We start from the raw sequence: 16,216 nt of genomic DNA, 5'->3' as shown, positions 1-16,216 counted from the left end.
GAGGTAGCATGCGGTGTTTGGCGGGCGTGTGACAGGGGGCTATCGCCCGGACGTCTCCGCGGTGTTCTGCGTGGCGTCACGCGCCTCCAGCGCCTTGCGGATTGCGTCATGCGCCGCCTTGTCCAGGGGGTGACCCGTGATCAGAGCGGCGCCGGCCAGCGTCAGGAGCGCGGGCACGACGGCGAAGCTGACCGAGAGCACGCCCAGGGCCAGCGGCGTATTGCCAGCCCCCAGGTCCGCCTTGAAGCCAAACAGGTCCAGCGCGCTGACGGCGGCGAACACCGCGATGGCCGAGCCGATCTTCACCACCCCGCTCAGCAAACCAAACATCAGACCGCTGCGATCCACGCCGCTCCTGAGGCGCTCTTCGTCGCCCAGGTCGGCCATCATGGCGCGCAGCAGGATGGGGCCCGCGCTGTAGGGCAGGCCGGCCAGGGTCATGGTCACGATCCCCCAGGCCAGCCCCTCTGGCGCGATCAGCACGGAGAGCTGCGCCACGGCATAGGCCGCCGAGGCGATGGCCAAGGCGCGGTGCTTGCCGATCGCCTGTCCGAGCCGCCCCCAGAGGGGCGCGCCCAGCAGGGCGCCGGTGAAATAGAGCAGCAGCAACAGGCCGGCCTCGGAACGGTCCCAGCCGCGAATGGCGTCGAAATAGAAGAAGAACAGGGTGCCGGCGATGACCGGGCCGGTCCCCAGAAGAATGTCCGACACGAGCAAGCGCAGGATCGACGGCCGGCGGATAAGATCCCAATAGTGACGCCAGGTGGTGGACGTGATGTTCGGCGGCGACGGCGGCTCGTGCACGGCGAACAGCGCCAGCAGAGCGGCCACAGGCAGGCTCAGGGCCACGAACCAGCCCATCGCCCGCACGCCCTGACCGTAGTCGAGCCCGAAGCCCAGCTTCATCAGCGGCGGCATGGCCAGCACGATCAGCATGCCCACGACGGTGAAGCCGTGCCACCAGCTGAACACGCGCGCGCGCTGCCCATATTCCGGCGCTAGCCTGGCCGCCCAGGTGACATGCGCCATGGTCGCCATGGACTGGCCCAGGAACCCCAACACCAGCCAGAACAGGATGTAGTTTCCGTCGATGCCCGGCCGCGCCATGAACAGCATCCAGACCGAAACGACGGCGATGGGCAGACCGGCGACGAGCCAGGGCTTGAACCGGCCAAAGCGCGTGTTGGTCCTGTCGATCAGGAACCCCAGGGTCGGATCCAGCCACAGGTCGAACAGGCGAACGACCCCGAAGGCCAGTCCGATCGCCGTCAGGTCAACGCCCAGATCCGTGGCGTAGTAGTTGGGCAGATAGACGACGACGGGCATGAGCATCGCCGCCACCGGAACGCAGGGCAGCGCAAAGGCCGCCAGACGCCAGGTTCCTAAGGCCCCTTGGCCGCTGTTTGCGCGCTCAGCGCGGATCGCCGCCACTCCCCTCAGTCAAACACGATCACCGACCGCGCCAGCTCGCCGCGCTTGAGTTCGTCGAAGGCCGAGTTGACGTCCTCCAGCTTGATGCGGCGCGAGATCAGTTCGTCCAGCTTCAGCTTGCCCGACATGTAGAAGTCCACCAGGCGCGGCATGTCGACCGGGAAGCGGTTGGAGCCCATATAGCTGCCCTGGATGCGACGCTCGCCCAGGAAGTCGACGCCGTGCAGCTCGATCTTGGTGCCCACCGGGATCATGCCGATGACATTGGCCGTCCCGCCCCGGCGCAGCATCTTGAATGAGGCCTCGGCGGTGGCCTTCAGGCCGATGGCCTCGAAGCTGTGGTGCACGCCGCCGCCGGTCAGCTCGACCACGGCCTTGGCGATGTCGTCGACCTGCGAGCCGTCGACCACGTCGGTGGCGCCGAAGGTCTTGGCCAGTTCCAGCTTTCCGGCCAGGCGGTCGATGGCGATGATCCGGCCGGCGCCCGCGATGGCCGCGCCGTTGATGGTGGCCAGACCCACGCCGCCGCAGCCGATCACGGCTACGGTCTCGCCGGGCCGGACGTTGGAGGTGTGCATCACCGCGCCCACGCCCGTCATCACCGAGCAGCCGATCAGGGCGGCGCGGTCGAACGGCATGTCCTTGCGGATGGCGACGCACGCGTGCTCGTGCACCAGCATCATCTCGGCGAAGGACGACAGGTTCAGGAACTGGGCCATCGGGCCGGTCCCGCCGTTCAGGTCCTCCTTGAAGAGGCGCGGCGCGTCGCTCTTGCTGCGACGGGTCTCGGGGCTGATGCAGAGGTTCATATGCCCGGTCAGGCAGACCTCGCAGTGGCCGCAATAGGGGTTGAGGCAGGTGATGACATGGTCGCCGACCTTAACCGTCCGCACCTCGCTGCCGACCGCCTCGACGATCCCGGCGCTCTCGTGGCCCAGCACGGCAGGCAGGGCGTGGGTGTAGGAGCCCTCGACGAAGTGCAGGTCGGAGTGGCAGACTCCGGCGGCCTTGGTGCGGATCAGCACCTCGCGCGGGCCGGGCTTGCCGATGGCCACGGTCTCGATCTCGAGGGGTTTGCCCACCTCGCGCAGAACAGCGGCCTTCATGCTCGTCTCCCTCTTGTTTGGAAGGAGACTAGCGTTCCGTTCGGGGCGAACGGAAGGGCTATTCGAACAAATGTTTGGGGGTGTGAGCCCTTAAGCGGCCAGGGCTTCGACCGGACGCTCGGGCAGGATGCGGCTGACGGCCAGGAGGATGGTCATCGAGCCTTCGCCCGAGGTGATCACCGCCGACACCAGCGGCGAGTCCTCGCCGTCGCCCAGGCTGGGCGGCGGGTTGATCTGGTCGGACTCGACGATGAAGCTGTCGCAGACCGCATCCACCAGCATGCCGGCGACGTCGTTCTGGTTCTCGACCACGATGATGACCTGACGCTCGCCGTCGATCGCCACGCCCTTGCCCAGGCGTTGCGAGAGGTCGATGACCGGCATCACCTGACCCCGCAGATTGATCACGCCGCGCACGAAGGGCGGCGCGTCGGGCAGGGGGGTCGGGGGGGTGACGCCGCGGATTTCGCGCACAGCGCTCACGGGCACGCAATAGGTCTGGGCGCCAACCTCGAACGACAGGACCTGAAGGGCCTGGCCTTGGGCGTACGACACGATGCTGGTCATGGCTGTCTCCGTGCGCGCGAAGGCCGCAGGAGACCTTCGATGGCTCCACCCTGTCGCAAAAAGATAAACAAACCGGTTCTGGTCAGGGTTGATGAATTCTGTTCAGCCGCCGTTCAGGCTGGAAATCCGATCGTCCCCTCAACGCTTGAGACGACGCACTGGGCGACGCGGCGGAGACCGAAGGAGGCCGGCATGGCCAGCAAGATGTTCAAGACGGTCGGACGTGTCGCCGCCGGCGTAGCCGCCCTGTCGATCGCCGCCGCCGCGACCACGGCCTCGGCGGACTCGCGCCATCATCGCCACAAGCGCGACAAGGGCGGCGACGTCGCCGCCGCCGCGATCACCGCCGGGGTCATCGGCCTAGTCATCGGCGCGGCGATCGCCGACGACGACCATCGCGACAACCGCTATTACGACCGCCGCTACGCCCCGCCGCCGCCGCCCCCGCCGCCGCGCTATGGTTACGGGTACGGCTATGGCTACGATTACGACTATGCGCCGCGCCCCTACTACGGCGACCGCGAGTGCTGGACGACGCGGGAGTACAATCGCCGCAGCGGCTCGTACTACGAGCGGACCGTCTGCCGCTAACCTGGTTCACAAGATCAGATCGCCGTTGTGAGCCGGCGATCTGTGCGGTGTCGACCGCCCCGTCGACACCGACCCGGCCCCGAGGTCCCCCGACCTCGGGGCTTTTCTTGCTCAGGAGCGCGGCGTCAAAAACAGGACTCGACTCGCGCGCGGAATGAGAACAAAAAAGGAACATAACCGCGAACCGACGGAGGGTCCGACATGTCGCCGCTCGCCAATTCCGCCTTTGACAGCCCGTTCAACCCGGGTCTGAGACTGACCGAGGATCGCCTGGATATCGCCGAGGCCGTGCTGGCCGGCGCCTGGCGCACGCTGCGCGCGGCGGGGTTCGGCGAGGCCGAGGTCCAGGCGCTGTTCGACCAGATCGCCGATCGTCCCGAGGACCTGGCGCGGCGGCTTCGCAAAATGGCCAACGCCGGGAGCTGAGGCGACACATCCAAAGTTAAGAATGGGCCGTAGCGGTATTGATCCGACCGCCAGGCCCCTTTCCCGGTGTGCCCTTATGGGACGCCAGGGCGGTCGGAACCGCCGCCCGTCCGCCTTCCGTCCCCAAGCGCGGCGGATGCGCCGCGGAGCCTCCCCTGACACCCCCGAGTTTCGGCGGGAGGCTCCGATGGCTCGGCGCCGCCGGCGGACCTTTAGTGCGCCGAGTGGTTATAGGGCGTCTGAGACGCCGAGGGCGGCGTCGGGGGCGCGGCCGGGGTCGGGGCGGCCGGCGCGTGCTGGCCCGGCTGCGGCGTCGGCGCGGGGCGGCGGAACTTCAGGCTGCGGCCCTGGAACTCAGCGCCCGGCTCCATGGCCAGTTGCTCGTGCGTGATGTCGCCGTCGACGCGGGCGGTGCCATAAAGGCGCACGCTCTGGGCGGTGACCGCGCCGATCACCATGCCGTGGATCTCCATGGCCTGGGCGACGACCGCGCCCTCGATGCGGGCGTTGGGGCCGACGATCAGCTTGCCGACCTTCACGTCGCCCATCACGACACAGTCCAGATGCACCTCGATGTCGCCCACGACGTCGCCGCGGATCGTCAGGCCCTGAGCGATCAGCGAGGCGGGCTTGGGCCGGGCCGGAGCGGGCGCGGGCTGGGGCTGGGCGACTTGCGGCGTCGCGGCGCGCTGCGGCTCCAGCGGAGTCAGGGCCAGCTTCGCGGGGGTCTCTTTCTTCTTGGCGAACATCGGCGGCGACCTTGTCTCAAAATGGGCGTTTGGAAGACCTAGGCAGCAAGATCGGGGCCGTTTTCCGGCAGTTGTCCAGTCCGGCGCTCCATCCTGGGCTTAAGGGGCGGGCGCCGGTGGGCGCGTCGCCTTGATTTGATCCGTATAACGTTATGCGTTATAAGGGGGCGAGGATGATCCGGAGTTTCGCCGACCGCGAGACCGAGCGCATCTGGGGTGGCGGCCGCTCTCGACGCCTGCCCACCGATATTCAGGCGGCGGCCTTGCGGAAGCTCCGCGTGCTCAACCGGGTGGCGCGCCTGGACCAGTTGCGGGCGCCGCCAGGTAATCGGCTCGAAGCGCTGCGGGGCGATCGCGCGGGCCAGCATTCGATCCGGATCAACGACCAATGGCGGATCTGCTTCCGCTGGCGCGACGAAGGAGCCGAGGATGTCGAGATCTGCGACTACCATTGAGATCGATCCGGCGGATTGGCTGCACAATCCCACGCCGGGCGACATCCTGCTGGAGGAGTTCCTCAAGCCAGCTGGCATGAGCCAGACGGCTTTGGCGCGTGCGATCGGGGTGCCGCCGCGCCGGATCAACGAGATCGTGCTGGGCAAGCGCGCCGTGACCGCCGATACCGACCTTCGGCTCGCGCGCTACTGGGGCCTGTCAGAGGGCTTCTGGCTGCACCTGCAGATGGACTTCGACCTGATGGAGCAGCGCCGGAAGATGGGGGCGGCGCTGGAGAAGATCACGCCCAGGGCGGCTTAGCGACGCATCGCTCAGCGTTCGCGGCCACTAGAGGTTTTGTGGCCCGGCGACAGTTCGCCGGCACGCCCTGCTGTTCACCGATCAAGGCCTACCATTGACCGAGCCGGGGTGGACGAGCGTGCGGCGAACGGGTCAACCGACGCCATGACCAGCCCATCCCTCAGTCAACGTACCGTTGCGCCCGACGCAGTTCCTGTTATCCCCGCCTTGGTGATCGCAAAGGCGCGTCGATAGCCCGATCCACAATTGCGGCCGGTCCCCCCAGCTCTGGATACCCAAAAGAATGCTGAAGAAAATTTCCGCCGCAATCGGCCTGATTGCGATCATGGGCGGCCTTGCCAATAGCGCAAACGCCCAGACGACGCAGATCGCAGAGGCGGACAACAAGGCCGCCGCGATTGAACGCCTGGTCCATAGCGAGATGGCGTCCCGCCGTATTCCAGGGCTCCAGCTGGCGATCGTGAAAAACGGTAAAGTCATCTTCAAGGGCGCGTACGGCCAGTCCGATCTCGGGACCGCCAAGCCTGTCACGGACCGCACGGTTTTCGGCATCAATTCGATCAGCAAGGCCTTCACCGGCGTCGCGGCGATGCAGCTTGTCGAGGCCGGAAAACTCGATCTCGACGCCTCGGTGACGCAATATCTCCAAGAGCTTCCGCCGGCGTGGAAACCGATCACGGTCCGCCAGATCCTGACGCACACATCAGGCCTGCCCGAGATCATCGACGACAACACCCGGCTGATCGACGGCGCCGAGCCCGACGCCGCCTGGGCGAAGGTCCAGGAGCTTCCCCTGAGATACACGCCCGGCACGCAGTATGCCTACAACCAGACCGGCTATGCCCTGATGGGCAAGATCATCGAGAAGGTCTCGGGCAAGCGCTTCGTTGACGCCGTTCGCGAGGGGCAGTTCAAGGCTGCGGGCATGGCGCAAGCCCGCTTTGGAAACACGGCCGACACCGTGCCCGAGCTGGCCCGGCTCTACACCTATCTGACGCTGAAGATCACGGACATGAGGACCGTCGGCGTCGAGCGCAGCGAGACCCCGCTTGCGCGCCAGGAGGTGTGGCCGGCCTACATGCATCCCACCGCAGGCGTTCAGGCCACGGCCACGGATCTGGCCGCATGGGTTATCGCGCTGCAGAAGCGGAAACTGGTCAGCGAAAAGGGCCTGGAACAGCTCTGGACGCCGCAGCAACTGCCCGACGGCAGCTATCGCGGCTTCAACAAGACCATCAATGGCTATGGCCTGGGCTGGCCGGTCATTCGCCGCGCGGAACACCCCGCGATCACGCCCACGGGCGGCAATCGCGCGGCCATCTTCATCTACCCCAAGGATGACCTTACGGTGATCGTCCTGACGAACCTGCTGGGCGCTTCGCCCCACAGTTTTGTCGACAAGATTGCGGCGCAATACATCCCCGATCTCGCCGTCGAAAACTGACGCTAGAGCCCTTTAGCTTTAGATGGAAGCATCCAAAGCGTTTGAAAGGGCTCTAAGTATTTGATTTTAGAGCCTGTTTATCTGGTTTAGATGGTTTCATCTAAACCAGACAGGCTCTAGCGTCTCGTCGCGAGGGCGCCGTCAGCCTGGCGCCCGGTGGCGGGACCCTTCAGGTTTCGGTCCCCGCCGCCAAAGCAAAACGCCCGCCTCTTGCGAGACGGGCGTTTGGAAATCGCGGTGGGAGGTTGCTCCCCCCTACGCCACCTTCACCCGCGCGGCGCTCTCCGGAAGATCCGTGCCGAACGCGCGCTGGAAGAACTCGGCCACCGTCGGGCGTTCCAGCTCGTCGCACTTGTTCAGGAAGGTTAGGCGGAAGGCCAGCGCCACGTCGTGATCGAAGATCTCGGCGTTCTGGGCCCAGGTGATCACGGTGCGCGGGCTCATGACCGTCGAGATGTCGCCGTTCATGAAGGCGTTGCGGGTCATGTCGGCGACGCGGACCATGGCGGCCAGGGTGCGCTTGCCTTCGGCCGTGTCGTAGCCGGGGTTCTTGGCCAGCACGATGGCGGCTTCGACGTCATGCTCGAGATAGTTCAGCGTCGTGACGATCGACCAGCGGTCCATCTGGCCTTGGTTGATCTGCTGGGTGCCGTGATAGAGGCCGGTGGTGTCGCCCAGACCGATGGTGTTGGTCGTGGCGAACAGGCGGAAATACGGATTGGCGCGGATGACGCGGTTCTGGTCCAGCAGGGTCAGCTTGCCGCCGGCTTCCAGCACACGCTGGATCACGAACATCACGTCGGGGCGCCCCGCGTCATACTCATCGAACACCAGGGCGACGGGGCGCTGCAGCGTCCAGGGCAGGATGCCTTCGCGGAACTCGGTGATCTGCTTGCCTTCTTTCAGGACGATGGCGTCCTTGCCGACCAGATCGATCCGGCTGACGTGGCTGTCGAGGTTCACCCGGACCAGCGGCCAGTTCAGGCGCGCGGCGATCTGCTCGATGTGGGTCGACTTGCCCGTGCCGTGATAGCCCTGGACCATCACGCGGCGATCATAGGCGAAGCCGGCGCAGATGGCCTTGGTCGTCTGCGGGTCGAACTTATAGGCCGGGTCGATGTCCGGCACATGGCTGTCGCGGTGGCTGAAGGCCGGAACCTTCATGTCGCTGTCAACGCCGAACGCGTCGCGGAGCGTCACCCACTTGTCGGGGACCAGGGTGATCAGCGGATCGGCGGCGGAGCTGGTTTCGGCGAACTCGGGCATGCTTCCGGCTTACCGCCTTGAGCCCGCCCGTTTCAAATGGAAATCCGCTCAAAGCGGGGGTTGGCGTTCACTTTCCTGGCGAGAGCCGCCTTCCCCGCGGGGAAGGCGGCGAAGCCGAACGGAGTTGCGCCGGGCGTGATTCCAGCGCGATCGCCTTGCCAGATCCGAACGCCGCTCCAGTTAAATATTGAGAGCGTCTTCGAGCGCACGCCCCCGCGCGGCCGATGCGGTTTGAATGTCGTTCCGTACCCGTGACCGCCATCAGCTACGAAGGAGCGCGCTGCTTGTATCGTCTGGACGTTCGGAGACTTTTCGCGGCGGCCGGTCGTGAGATCGGGGTGGCCTCCGCCCTGCTGGTCGTGGCGCTCGGGGCATGGGGCTTTGTGGGGATCGCTGACGAGGTGGTCGAGGGCGAGGCCCATGCCCTGGACCTGGCGGTGTTGCAGGCCCTGCGCGTGGCGGGTCAGCCCAACACGCTGGTGGGCCCCGAATGGCTGCATGTCGCCGCAGTCGACATCACCGCCCTGGGCTCGGTGGCGGTGCTGACCCTGCTGATCCTGGCGGCCTTCGCGTTGCTGGGCTCGCTGAAGCGCTGGACTGAAGCCTGGCTGCTGGCGCTGGGCGCGCTGAGCGGGGTGACCGTCAGCCAGGGGCTGAAGGCGGTGTTCGGCCGCGAGCGTCCCGACGAGGCCTATCGCGTGGTCGAGGCGGTCAACGCCAGCTTCCCGTCCGGCCACGCCATGCTGTCGGCGGTCGTGTTCCTGACCCTGGGCGTGCTGGCGGCGCGCTTTTCCGAGCGACGCCGGGTCAAGATCCTGGCGGTCAGCGCCGCCGTGGTGGTCAGCCTGCTGGTCGGCGCCAGCCGGATCTATCTGGGCGTCCACTGGGTCAGCGACGTGCTGGCCGGCTGGAGCGTGGGCGCAGCCTGGGCGATGCTGTGCTGGCTGGTGGCTTATCTGGTCGAGCGGCGGTTCAGGCCGTCTTCGGCTTCGGACGCCACCTGAGCTCCAGCGTCGTCCAGACCGCGCCGGCGAAGTCGCCCAGACCCACCGCCAGCCAGGCCTTAGGCAGCCAGTCCAGCAGAACGAACGCGCCGATGACCACCAGCGACAGCACCCGCAGAACCACCGAGGCGCGCATATAGGTGCGTTGACCGGTCCAGCCGGCGACGTGGTAGCCCATGGCGTAGGCGAGCAGCAGCAGGCCGCAGAACCGCACCCAGGGCAGGGCGGAGGCGTCGGCCGGCGAGTCCAGGAGACGCAGCACGGCGTCGGGCTGGATGGCCAGGGCCAGGCCCGCCGTCGACAGCAGACCGCCCCAGAACCAGATGCTCCAGGGCTTGCCGAACGGCACCGGCGTCACCGGCGTCGGCGGTTCGGTGGGCGCGCGCCACGCCGGATCGCTGACTGTCATCTCGTAGGCTCCGCCCCCTGCTTCGGCGCGGGACAATGGCGCATTCGCCTAGCGCGCCGCAAGGGATCGCTGCGGTTTGGGCGGGGGCTGGCGACTATCGCCGGATCAATCCCGCGAGCGCCGCATTGATCCGGCTCTGCCAGCCTGGTCCCTGGGCCTTGAAGTGGTCGACGACTGAACGGTCCAGACGGATGGACACCGGCACCTTGGTCTCGGACTTCTGAGGACCACGCACCCGGGCGACGGTCTTGGGAAAGGCGGCCAGGACGTGCGCCGGCAAGGACTCCGGCCCCTTGGCGCGGGCGAGCTCATCCTTGGTCCATTCTGGATTTTCGGGATCGACCAAAGGCTTACGGGACATAGCGCTTCATCTCTTTCTGGTGGGCGCGACGCAAGCAGATAGCTCGCAGCTCGCCTTGGCGGTCAGTGAACACCAAGCAGTGGGCGACGCCGTCAATGAACCCAAGCGCCCGATAACGTACCTCGCCATAGTCATGCCGGTCGTCCACCAGAACGGCCCGAATATCCATTTCCGGCGCCCGTTCGAGCGATACGCCGTGTTTGGCGATATTCGCTTCGTTCTTAACCGGGTCGAACCGCATATCAAATTGTATACACGATTAGGGTGATCCCTTCAACGCCTCTCCCGTGTCTCGGCCGGGCGGGCTAGAACACCGCCATGCTCACCGCCCTGCTTGGCCTCGCGCCGATCGTTATCGCCCTGCTGACCCTGTCGGCCATCTTCTCGGCCGCCGAGACGTCCATGACCGGCGCCAGCCGCGCGCGGATGCACCAGCTGGAGCGCGAAGGCGACCGGCCCGCCAAGCGGGTCAACAAGCTCTTGTCCGATCAGGAGACGATGATCGGGGCGGTGCTGCTGGGCAACAACCTGATCAATATCCTGGCCTCGGCCCTGGCGACCCAGGTGCTGACCACCCTGATCCCCGGCCCCTGGGGCGTGGCGGTGGCGACAGCGGCGATGACGGTTCTGATCCTGATCTTCGCCGAGGTGCTGCCCAAGACCCTGGCCATCGTCCGCTCGGACGACGTGGCGCGGGCCCTGTCGGCGCCGACCCTGTTCATCGTGCGGCTGTTTGGCCCCATCATCTACGCGATCCAGTGGATCGTGCGCCGCACGCTGCGGGTGTTCGGCGTCAAGCTGGACATGGCCGTCGACGTGCTGGCCGCCCACGAGGAGATCCGCGGCGCGGTCGACTACCACCACTCTGAAGGCCTGGTTGAGACCGACGACCGCCGCATGCTGGGCGGGGTGCTGGACCTGTCGGACATGGACGTCTCGGAGATCATGGTCCACCGCAAGTCGATGGTGCTGCTGGATGCGGGCCTGCCCGCCCGCGAGCTGGTCGACGCGGTGCTGGAGGCCCAGCACACCCGCATTCCGCTCTATCGCGACCAGCCCGACAACATCGTCGGCGTGCTGCACGCCCGCGATCTGCTGAAAGCCCTGGCCGAATGCCCGACGGGCGTCGAAGGCCTCGACATCGCCGCCATCCTGCGCGAGCCGTGGTTCATCCCCGACGCCACCAACCTGAAGGACCAGCTGAACGCCTTCCTCAAGCGCAAGAACCATTTCGCCCTGGTCGTCGACGAGTACGGCGCGCTGCAGGGTCTGGTGACCCTCGAAGACATTCTCGAGGAGATCGTCGGTGAGATCGAGGACGAGCATGACACCACCCTGGACGGGGTGCGTCGCCAGGCCGACGGCTCTGTCAATGTCGACGGCCATGTCACGGTGCGCGACCTCAACCGCGCCATGGACTGGCGACTGCCTGAGGGCGAGGCGGTCACCATCGCGGGCCTTGTGATCCACGAGGCTCAGATGATCCCCGAGCCGGGCCAGACCTTCATCTTCTACCGGCACCGTTTCCAGGTGTTGCGCCGGCAGCGCAACCAGATCACCGCGCTGCGGATCAGCGCGCGACTGGACGACGACAGCGACGCTTAGCGTTCACCGGCTCTCAAGTTGGCCGAACCGAGCGCCCTTAGGAATCCGGGGCCGGTTCTGCGCAAGTGGCGGTTCGGAGGTCTATCCGCTTCCTCGCCCGCGCGGCTGCGACGCTTGTCTTTGGAAAGAGGACTTGCGGTCGAGCTATCCGGCGGGGTCGAGCTGACCTATGATGTTTTCGGCCTCGTCCGCCACATGGCGCTGCCTTTGCGCGCCCTGGAGCTTTGATCCATGAAGACACTCGCGTCCCTGAAGGTTTTGGTCGTCGAAGACGAGGCCTTGGTCTCAATGCTCGTCGAGGACATGTTGAGCGATCTGGGCTGCACGATCGTTGGCCCCGCCGCCGAGATCGAAGAGGCCCTGCGCCTGGCCAGCTCGGCCGAGATCGACGCAGCCCTGCTGGACGTGAACCTGGGTGGCCGTCCGATCTTCCCGGTCGCCGACGCCCTGAAGGCCCGCGGCGTGCCGTTCGCCTTCGCCAGCGGCTATGGCGAGGCGGGTCTGACCGAGGATCACAGAGGGTCCACCGTGCTGCAGAAGCCTTTCCGCGAGGCTGATCTGCGCCGCGTTCTCGAAGGGCTGGTCGCGCAGATCGCCTGACGAGCTGATCTCTCCGCCAAGGGAGCGGGGAGGGCTCTCGCCGCCTTGTTGGGCGTCTCGCGCCGCGCCTCCGCCGGCGCGGTCCGTCATCGGGCGTCGAAGAGGCGCCTCGGAATTGGGCAGCGCGGCTAACCTGTTGGGCAATAGGGTCTGGCGATCCGAAGGGCAGGCGCCGGCGTCTGGCCGAAAAAAGGGTCGAAACGCGCCGAGTGAATGGGTGTTTTCGGATAGCAACGGCATGTGAGCTGGAAGATTTTGCCCCTTTTGCCCCGTGTCGCTCTAGGTCACCCGGGTCGAGGTCGGCAAGAATCTTCTATTCTCGACGGAAAAGCGCCAGATACGTGACTTTTTGGTAACGCAGCGCCTCGAACCCGTCCGAATTTGGCCATGATCGCTTCTAGCGCGGCCGAAAGGCTTTAACGTCGGTTTCGAGGAATGGCCCTCTTTGCTCCCGCACGCGGCTGGCGTGACGGGCGCGCGTACTTTTGAGGACAACGAAAACTATGGCGTTGAAAACCAAGGTTCTCCTGGCGACGACGATGCTGGGAAGCCTCACGGCTTTCGCTCCGGCCCTTGCTCTGGCGCAGACTGCGCCGGCGGCCCCGGCTCAGGAAGCGACCGCCGTTGAGGAAGTCGTGGTCACCGGCTCGCGCATTCGCCGCGACCCGACCAACTCACCGACCCCCCTGATCCAGGTCAGCCGCGACGACGTCGTGACGACCGGTCAAGCCAGCGTTATCGACGTCCTGGCCGACATCCCCGCTCTGTCGGGCTCGCTGGTGCCGGAAGACACCACCGGTTCGGGCCTGAACGACGGTGGTCTGTCGCTGCTGAACCTGCGCGACCTGGGCACCGGCCGCACGCTGACCCTGGTTGACGGTCGTCGCCACGTCGGCTCGAACGGCGCTGGCCTGTCGGTCGACGTTGACACCATTCCGCGTCTGCTGATCCAGAACGTTGAAGTCATCACCGGTTCGAACTCGGCCCTCTACGGCGCCGACGCGGTCTCGGGCGTGGTCAACTTCGTCCTGCGCAAGAACTTCTCGGGCCTGGAAATCGACGGCACCGCCGCTCAGATCAACCAGGACGGCCAGCTGAACCGCCGCCTGTCGGCCCTGGCCGGTCGTAACTTCCTCGATGGCCGCCTGAACGTCTATGCGTCGGCCGAATACGAGAAGAACGACGAAGTCCGCGATAGCCAAGTCGACTGGCGCAAGAAGGCCTGGGTCCTTCTGAACAACGACAGCGATGTTTCGAACAACCAGCCCGACGGCGTGCTCGACAACATCCTGATCAGCGACGCGCGCACGCTGTCGATCGGTCCGGTGGGCGGCATCACCGTCCTGGCCAACTCGCTGGCGCCGTCTTCCAACCCGAACGATCCGGACATCCCGTTCCAGAGCTGCTCGGCGGCGATCGCCCCGATGAGCGCCAACTGCTTCGCGATCGAACCGGGCAACTCGTTCATCTACGATCAGGCGGGCGCGGCTCGTAACCCGTCGTTCGGCACGTTCCGCGACCAGAACGGCTTCCAGCGCGTCACCAACATCGGCGGCGACGGCCTGAACCCGAACACCGATTTCAGCCAGGGCAGCCGTCTGCCGCGCTCGGTGAACTACCGCTTCCAGGGCGGCGTCAACTTCGACGTCACCGAAGACCTGCAGTTCTTCACCGAAGCCAAGTACGTCAAGGAAGAGACCTTCGACGAAGGTCAGCAGACCTTCTTCGACATCGGCATCCTGCCGGTGGCGGCGGGCGTGAATCCGTCGTGGTTCTCGAACAGCTCGTTCAATATCGGCCTGGACAACGCCTACCTGCCGACCAACGTGCGTAACGCCATCCTGGCCAACACGCGCACGCCGATCACGGCCTACAACACCACGACCGGCGCGATCACGACGACCGCCACGGTCGCCGACGTCCGTGCGCGTCACAGCCTGTTCGGCCCGGCCCGTAGCCAGCTGAACGAAAAGGAACTGAAGCGCTTCGTCGCCGGCTTCCGCGGCAGCAAGGACGACTTCGGCTTCATCCACAACCTGTCGTACGAGCTGGGCTACACCTACGGTGAGCTGAAGAACAAGAACTTCGAGCGGGGCGTCAACGCGCCGCGCTTCAAGTTCGCCACGGACGCCATCGTGGACACCGCCGGCATCGTCAACGGCAAGCCGGGCGAGGTCGTCTGCCGCGTCCAGGTCCTGGACAAGCAAGGCGTCACCATCCGCGACGACGCCCGTTCGAGCCGTGACGGCAAGACGGTCAACTACGTCAAGGGCACCGCAGCCTACGAAGAGATCACCAACTGTAAGCCGTTCCGCGTGTTCGGCCCGGGCGGCATGACTCAAGACGCCGCGAACTACCTGCTGGCCGAGATCAACGTCCAGGAAAAGAACGTCCAGCAAGACGCCCTCGGCTTCGTGTCGGGCGAACTGTGGGACTTCTGGGGCGCTGGCCGTATCGGTCTGGCCGTGGGCGCCGAATGGCGTCGTGAAGAAACCGAAGCGATCGGCCGTTCGTCCTCGACCGGCGACCGTATCCTGTTCATGAACACGGGGCCGGACTTCCCGACCTCGTCGTACGAGACCAAGGAATACTTCGGCGAATTCCGTCTGCCGCTGCTGCGTGACCTGCCGTTCGCCAAGAGCCTGGAAATCGGCGCCGCCTACCGGAACTCGGAATACACCACGATCGGCAAGACCGAGACGTACAACTTCAACCTGCTGTGGCGCCCGATCCAAGACGTCATGTTCCGGGCCACCTCGGGTAAGTCGGTGCGCGCGCCGACCCTGGGTGAGACCTTCCGTCCGCCGACCCAGACCTTCGCCTCGATCACCGATCCTTGCGACGCTCGCGTCCTGATCAACCTGACCGACGCCAAGATCAAGGCGAACCGTGAGAAGAACTGCGCCGCCCTGGGCATCCCGGCCGGCACGAACATCATCTACACGAGCACGCCGGCCGGTAAGAACGCGGGTAACCCGTTCCTGAAGCCCGAAGAATCGTACTCGGTCACCGCGTCGCTGATCATCACGCCGCGCTTCTGGCCGAAGTCGACCTTCGTGTTCGACTACTACGACATCGAGATCAAGGACGTGATCGCCTCGGTCAGCGCGCAAACGGCCGCCAACCAGTGCGTCAGCGGTGACGTGCTGAACACGGCTATCTGCGCCACGCTCACGCGGACCGGCAGCGTCGGCTCGGGCACCACCCCGGCCTACGGCATCATCGACTTCATCCAAGGCTCGGTGAACTACGCCCGCACGACCAACCGCGGCATCGACTTCCAGTTCCTGTACCGCACCGATGTCCAAGACATCATCGGCAAGGACTGGGGTCGTCTGAACTACCGTCTGTCGGGCAACTACCTGTTCGAGCAGCACGACTTCACGAACATCTCGAACCCGAGCGAGCACACCGACTTCGAGACGGGCCTTGGCCTGCCGCGCGTCCGCTTCTCGTCGCGCGTCAGCTGGGAAGTGAACGACAAGCTGGCGATCACCTGGAACGCCGACTGGCAAGCTTCGCAGTGGCTGAGCAACGGTACGCGTCCGTTCGACATCGACGACGCCAAGATCGACCCGGATAACCGCGACCTCCGTTACTACAGCACGCGTCCGTTCGTGCAGCACGACTTCACCGTGACTTACGCGCCGCGTGAGCGTCTGGTGCTGCGTGGCGGCGTGGTCAACGCGTTCGACCGTGAGCCGGATCGTTGGCTGGGCAACTCGACGAGCGACAACTTCGACCTCTTCGGTCGTCGTTTCTTCCTCGGCTTCAACTACAAGATGTAAGCCAAGACCTTCGGGTCAAGGCGGGAAGGGGCGGTCTTCGGACCGCCCCTTTTTCTTTGCCGACAGGGCGCGAAAAAGCCGCCGCCGACGGGCGGCGGCGGCGTGTTCGAGGC

The 16,216-nt window shown here is 65.9% G+C and carries 18 protein-coding genes; 9 read left to right on the top strand and 9 right to left on the bottom strand.

Translation table 11 applies throughout. The features are described 5' to 3' along the window. Positions 1-39 precede the first annotated feature (39 nt). The 3 genes from OVA11_RS18270 to OVA11_RS18260 form a co-directional block, all read right to left on the bottom strand. Positions 40-1,431 carry an MFS transporter gene (locus OVA11_RS18270; protein ID WP_268068665.1) on the bottom strand — a complete coding sequence of 464 codons (1,392 nt, stop codon included), beginning with the start codon at positions 1,429-1,431 and terminating at the stop codon, positions 40-42. Between the two features lie 5 nt (positions 1,432-1,436). Beyond that, positions 1,437-2,537 carry a Zn-dependent alcohol dehydrogenase gene (locus OVA11_RS18265; protein ID WP_268068664.1) on the bottom strand — a complete coding sequence of 367 codons (1,101 nt, stop codon included), beginning with the start codon at positions 2,535-2,537 and terminating at the stop codon, positions 1,437-1,439. A gap of 90 nt (positions 2,538-2,627) precedes the next feature. Then, positions 2,628-3,104: a chemotaxis protein CheW gene (locus tag OVA11_RS18260; protein WP_010920861.1), complete on the bottom strand. Its 477-nt coding sequence runs from the start codon at positions 3,102-3,104 to the stop codon at positions 2,628-2,630. Positions 3,105-3,296: 192 nt separating this feature from the next. On the opposite strand from OVA11_RS18260, the gene OVA11_RS18255 reads away from it, so the two are divergent. Both OVA11_RS18255 and OVA11_RS18250 read left to right on the top strand, forming a co-directional pair. Continuing rightward, complete coding sequence (locus tag OVA11_RS18255) at positions 3,297-3,695, top strand: hypothetical protein (protein WP_268068663.1); 399 nt, start codon at positions 3,297-3,299, stop codon at positions 3,693-3,695. Positions 3,696-3,896: 201 nt separating this feature from the next. Next, a complete protein-coding gene (locus OVA11_RS18250; protein WP_268068662.1) occupies positions 3,897-4,121 on the top strand; it encodes a hypothetical protein in 225 nt (74 codons plus the stop codon). Between the two features lie 212 nt (positions 4,122-4,333). Here OVA11_RS18250 and OVA11_RS18245 read toward each other — a convergent pair whose 3' ends face one another. Beyond that, positions 4,334-4,870 (bottom strand): bactofilin family protein, encoded by a 537-nt coding sequence (locus OVA11_RS18245; RefSeq protein WP_268068661.1) that lies wholly within the window; start codon positions 4,868-4,870, stop codon positions 4,334-4,336. Between the two features lie 173 nt (positions 4,871-5,043). Between OVA11_RS18245 and OVA11_RS18240 the strand changes: the two genes are divergently transcribed. The 3 genes from OVA11_RS18240 to OVA11_RS18230 all read left to right on the top strand — a co-directional run bounded on the left by OVA11_RS18240 (position 5,044) and on the right by OVA11_RS18230 (position 7,070). Next, positions 5,044-5,325: a type II toxin-antitoxin system RelE/ParE family toxin gene (locus OVA11_RS18240; protein ID WP_268068660.1), complete on the top strand. Its 282-nt coding sequence runs from the start codon at positions 5,044-5,046 to the stop codon at positions 5,323-5,325. Beyond that, positions 5,300-5,626, top strand: coding sequence for a HigA family addiction module antitoxin (locus OVA11_RS18235; protein WP_096034172.1), 327 nt, complete (start codon positions 5,300-5,302; stop codon positions 5,624-5,626). The genes OVA11_RS18240 and OVA11_RS18235 overlap by 26 nt, the downstream gene beginning before the upstream one ends. 283 nt (positions 5,627-5,909) lie before the next feature. Next, a complete protein-coding gene (locus OVA11_RS18230) occupies positions 5,910-7,070 on the top strand; it encodes a serine hydrolase domain-containing protein (protein ID WP_268068659.1) in 1,161 nt (386 codons plus the stop codon). A gap of 255 nt (positions 7,071-7,325) precedes the next feature. Here the strand turns inward: OVA11_RS18230 and cobS are convergent, their stop codons facing one another. After that, complete coding sequence (gene cobS, locus OVA11_RS18225; protein WP_268068658.1) at positions 7,326-8,336, bottom strand: cobaltochelatase subunit CobS; 1,011 nt, start codon at positions 8,334-8,336, stop codon at positions 7,326-7,328. Between the two features lie 32 nt (positions 8,337-8,368). Continuing rightward, positions 8,369-8,545 carry a hypothetical protein gene (locus tag OVA11_RS18220; protein ID WP_268068657.1) on the bottom strand — a complete coding sequence of 59 codons (177 nt, stop codon included), beginning with the start codon at positions 8,543-8,545 and terminating at the stop codon, positions 8,369-8,371. Between the two features lie 75 nt (positions 8,546-8,620). On the opposite strand from OVA11_RS18220, the gene OVA11_RS18215 reads away from it, so the two are divergent. Continuing rightward, the gene (locus OVA11_RS18215; protein WP_268068656.1) at positions 8,621-9,340 is read left to right on the top strand and encodes a phosphatase PAP2 family protein; all 720 of its coding nucleotides are present in this window, start codon (positions 8,621-8,623) and stop codon (positions 9,338-9,340) included. Here OVA11_RS18215 and OVA11_RS18210 read toward each other — a convergent pair. From OVA11_RS18210 to OVA11_RS18200, 3 genes are all read right to left on the bottom strand, one after another. After that, the gene (locus OVA11_RS18210) at positions 9,309-9,749 is read right to left on the bottom strand and encodes a hypothetical protein (protein ID WP_268068655.1); all 441 of its coding nucleotides are present in this window, start codon (positions 9,747-9,749) and stop codon (positions 9,309-9,311) included. The two genes, OVA11_RS18215 and OVA11_RS18210, sit on opposite strands and share 32 nt — an antisense overlap. Positions 9,750-9,843: 94 nt before the next feature. Beyond that, complete coding sequence (locus OVA11_RS18205) at positions 9,844-10,110, bottom strand: BrnA antitoxin family protein (RefSeq protein WP_268068654.1); 267 nt, start codon at positions 10,108-10,110, stop codon at positions 9,844-9,846. Next, positions 10,100-10,351 carry a BrnT family toxin gene (locus OVA11_RS18200; RefSeq protein WP_268068653.1) on the bottom strand — a complete coding sequence of 84 codons (252 nt, stop codon included), beginning with the start codon at positions 10,349-10,351 and terminating at the stop codon, positions 10,100-10,102. Before OVA11_RS18200 ends, OVA11_RS18205 begins: the two co-directional genes overlap by 11 nt. Positions 10,352-10,428: 77 nt before the next feature. Between OVA11_RS18200 and OVA11_RS18195 the strand changes: the two genes are divergently transcribed. The 3 genes from OVA11_RS18195 to OVA11_RS18185 all read left to right on the top strand — a co-directional run bounded on the left by OVA11_RS18195 (position 10,429) and on the right by OVA11_RS18185 (position 16,103). Next, positions 10,429-11,715, top strand: a complete 1,287-nt coding sequence (locus tag OVA11_RS18195; RefSeq protein ID WP_096034167.1) for an HlyC/CorC family transporter — start codon at positions 10,429-10,431, stop codon at positions 11,713-11,715. A gap of 231 nt (positions 11,716-11,946) precedes the next feature. After that, entirely contained in the window at positions 11,947-12,315 is a 369-nt protein-coding gene (locus OVA11_RS18190; RefSeq protein ID WP_268068652.1) for a response regulator, read from the top strand. 503 nt (positions 12,316-12,818) lie between these two features. Further along, positions 12,819-16,103: a TonB-dependent receptor domain-containing protein gene (locus OVA11_RS18185; RefSeq protein WP_268068651.1), complete on the top strand. Its 3,285-nt coding sequence runs from the start codon at positions 12,819-12,821 to the stop codon at positions 16,101-16,103. The last annotated feature ends 113 nt before the right edge of the window (positions 16,104-16,216 follow it).

The sequence above is a fragment of the Caulobacter sp. SL161 genome (assembly GCF_026672375.1).
GTDB lineage: Bacteria > Pseudomonadota > Alphaproteobacteria > Caulobacterales > Caulobacteraceae > Caulobacter.
Note: the sequence above shows the minus strand (reverse complement) of the source record. Positions and strands in the feature narration are given on the sequence as shown.

Excerpts from the sequence above, each read along its gene's own strand:
- OVA11_RS18200 (WP_268068653.1), bottom strand. The coding sequence starts at position 10,351 with ATGCGGTTCGACCCGGTTAAGAACGAAGCGAATATCGCCAAACACGGC.
- OVA11_RS18250 (WP_268068662.1), top strand. The coding sequence starts at position 3,897 with ATGTCGCCGCTCGCCAATTCCGCCTTTGACAGCCCGTTCAACCCGGGT.
- OVA11_RS18210 (WP_268068655.1), bottom strand. The coding sequence starts at position 9,749 with ATGACAGTCAGCGATCCGGCGTGGCGCGCGCCCACCGAACCGCCGACG.
- OVA11_RS18265 (WP_268068664.1), bottom strand. The coding sequence starts at position 2,537 with ATGAAGGCCGCTGTTCTGCGCGAGGTGGGCAAACCCCTCGAGATCGAG.
- OVA11_RS18195 (WP_096034167.1), top strand. The coding sequence starts at position 10,429 with ATGCTCACCGCCCTGCTTGGCCTCGCGCCGATCGTTATCGCCCTGCTG.
- OVA11_RS18240 (WP_268068660.1), top strand. The coding sequence starts at position 5,044 with ATGATCCGGAGTTTCGCCGACCGCGAGACCGAGCGCATCTGGGGTGGC.
- OVA11_RS18230 (WP_268068659.1), top strand. The coding sequence starts at position 5,910 with ATGCTGAAGAAAATTTCCGCCGCAATCGGCCTGATTGCGATCATGGGC.
- cobS (WP_268068658.1), bottom strand. The coding sequence starts at position 8,336 with ATGCCCGAGTTCGCCGAAACCAGCTCCGCCGCCGATCCGCTGATCACC.
- OVA11_RS18190 (WP_268068652.1), top strand. The coding sequence starts at position 11,947 with ATGAAGACACTCGCGTCCCTGAAGGTTTTGGTCGTCGAAGACGAGGCC.
- OVA11_RS18205 (WP_268068654.1), bottom strand. The coding sequence starts at position 10,110 with ATGTCCCGTAAGCCTTTGGTCGATCCCGAAAATCCAGAATGGACCAAG.
- OVA11_RS18245 (WP_268068661.1), bottom strand. The coding sequence starts at position 4,870 with ATGTTCGCCAAGAAGAAAGAGACCCCCGCGAAGCTGGCCCTGACTCCG.
- OVA11_RS18235 (WP_096034172.1), top strand. The coding sequence starts at position 5,300 with ATGTCGAGATCTGCGACTACCATTGAGATCGATCCGGCGGATTGGCTG.
- OVA11_RS18260 (WP_010920861.1), bottom strand. The coding sequence starts at position 3,104 with ATGACCAGCATCGTGTCGTACGCCCAAGGCCAGGCCCTTCAGGTCCTG.
- OVA11_RS18255 (WP_268068663.1), top strand. The coding sequence starts at position 3,297 with ATGGCCAGCAAGATGTTCAAGACGGTCGGACGTGTCGCCGCCGGCGTA.
- OVA11_RS18185 (WP_268068651.1), top strand. The coding sequence starts at position 12,819 with ATGGCGTTGAAAACCAAGGTTCTCCTGGCGACGACGATGCTGGGAAGC.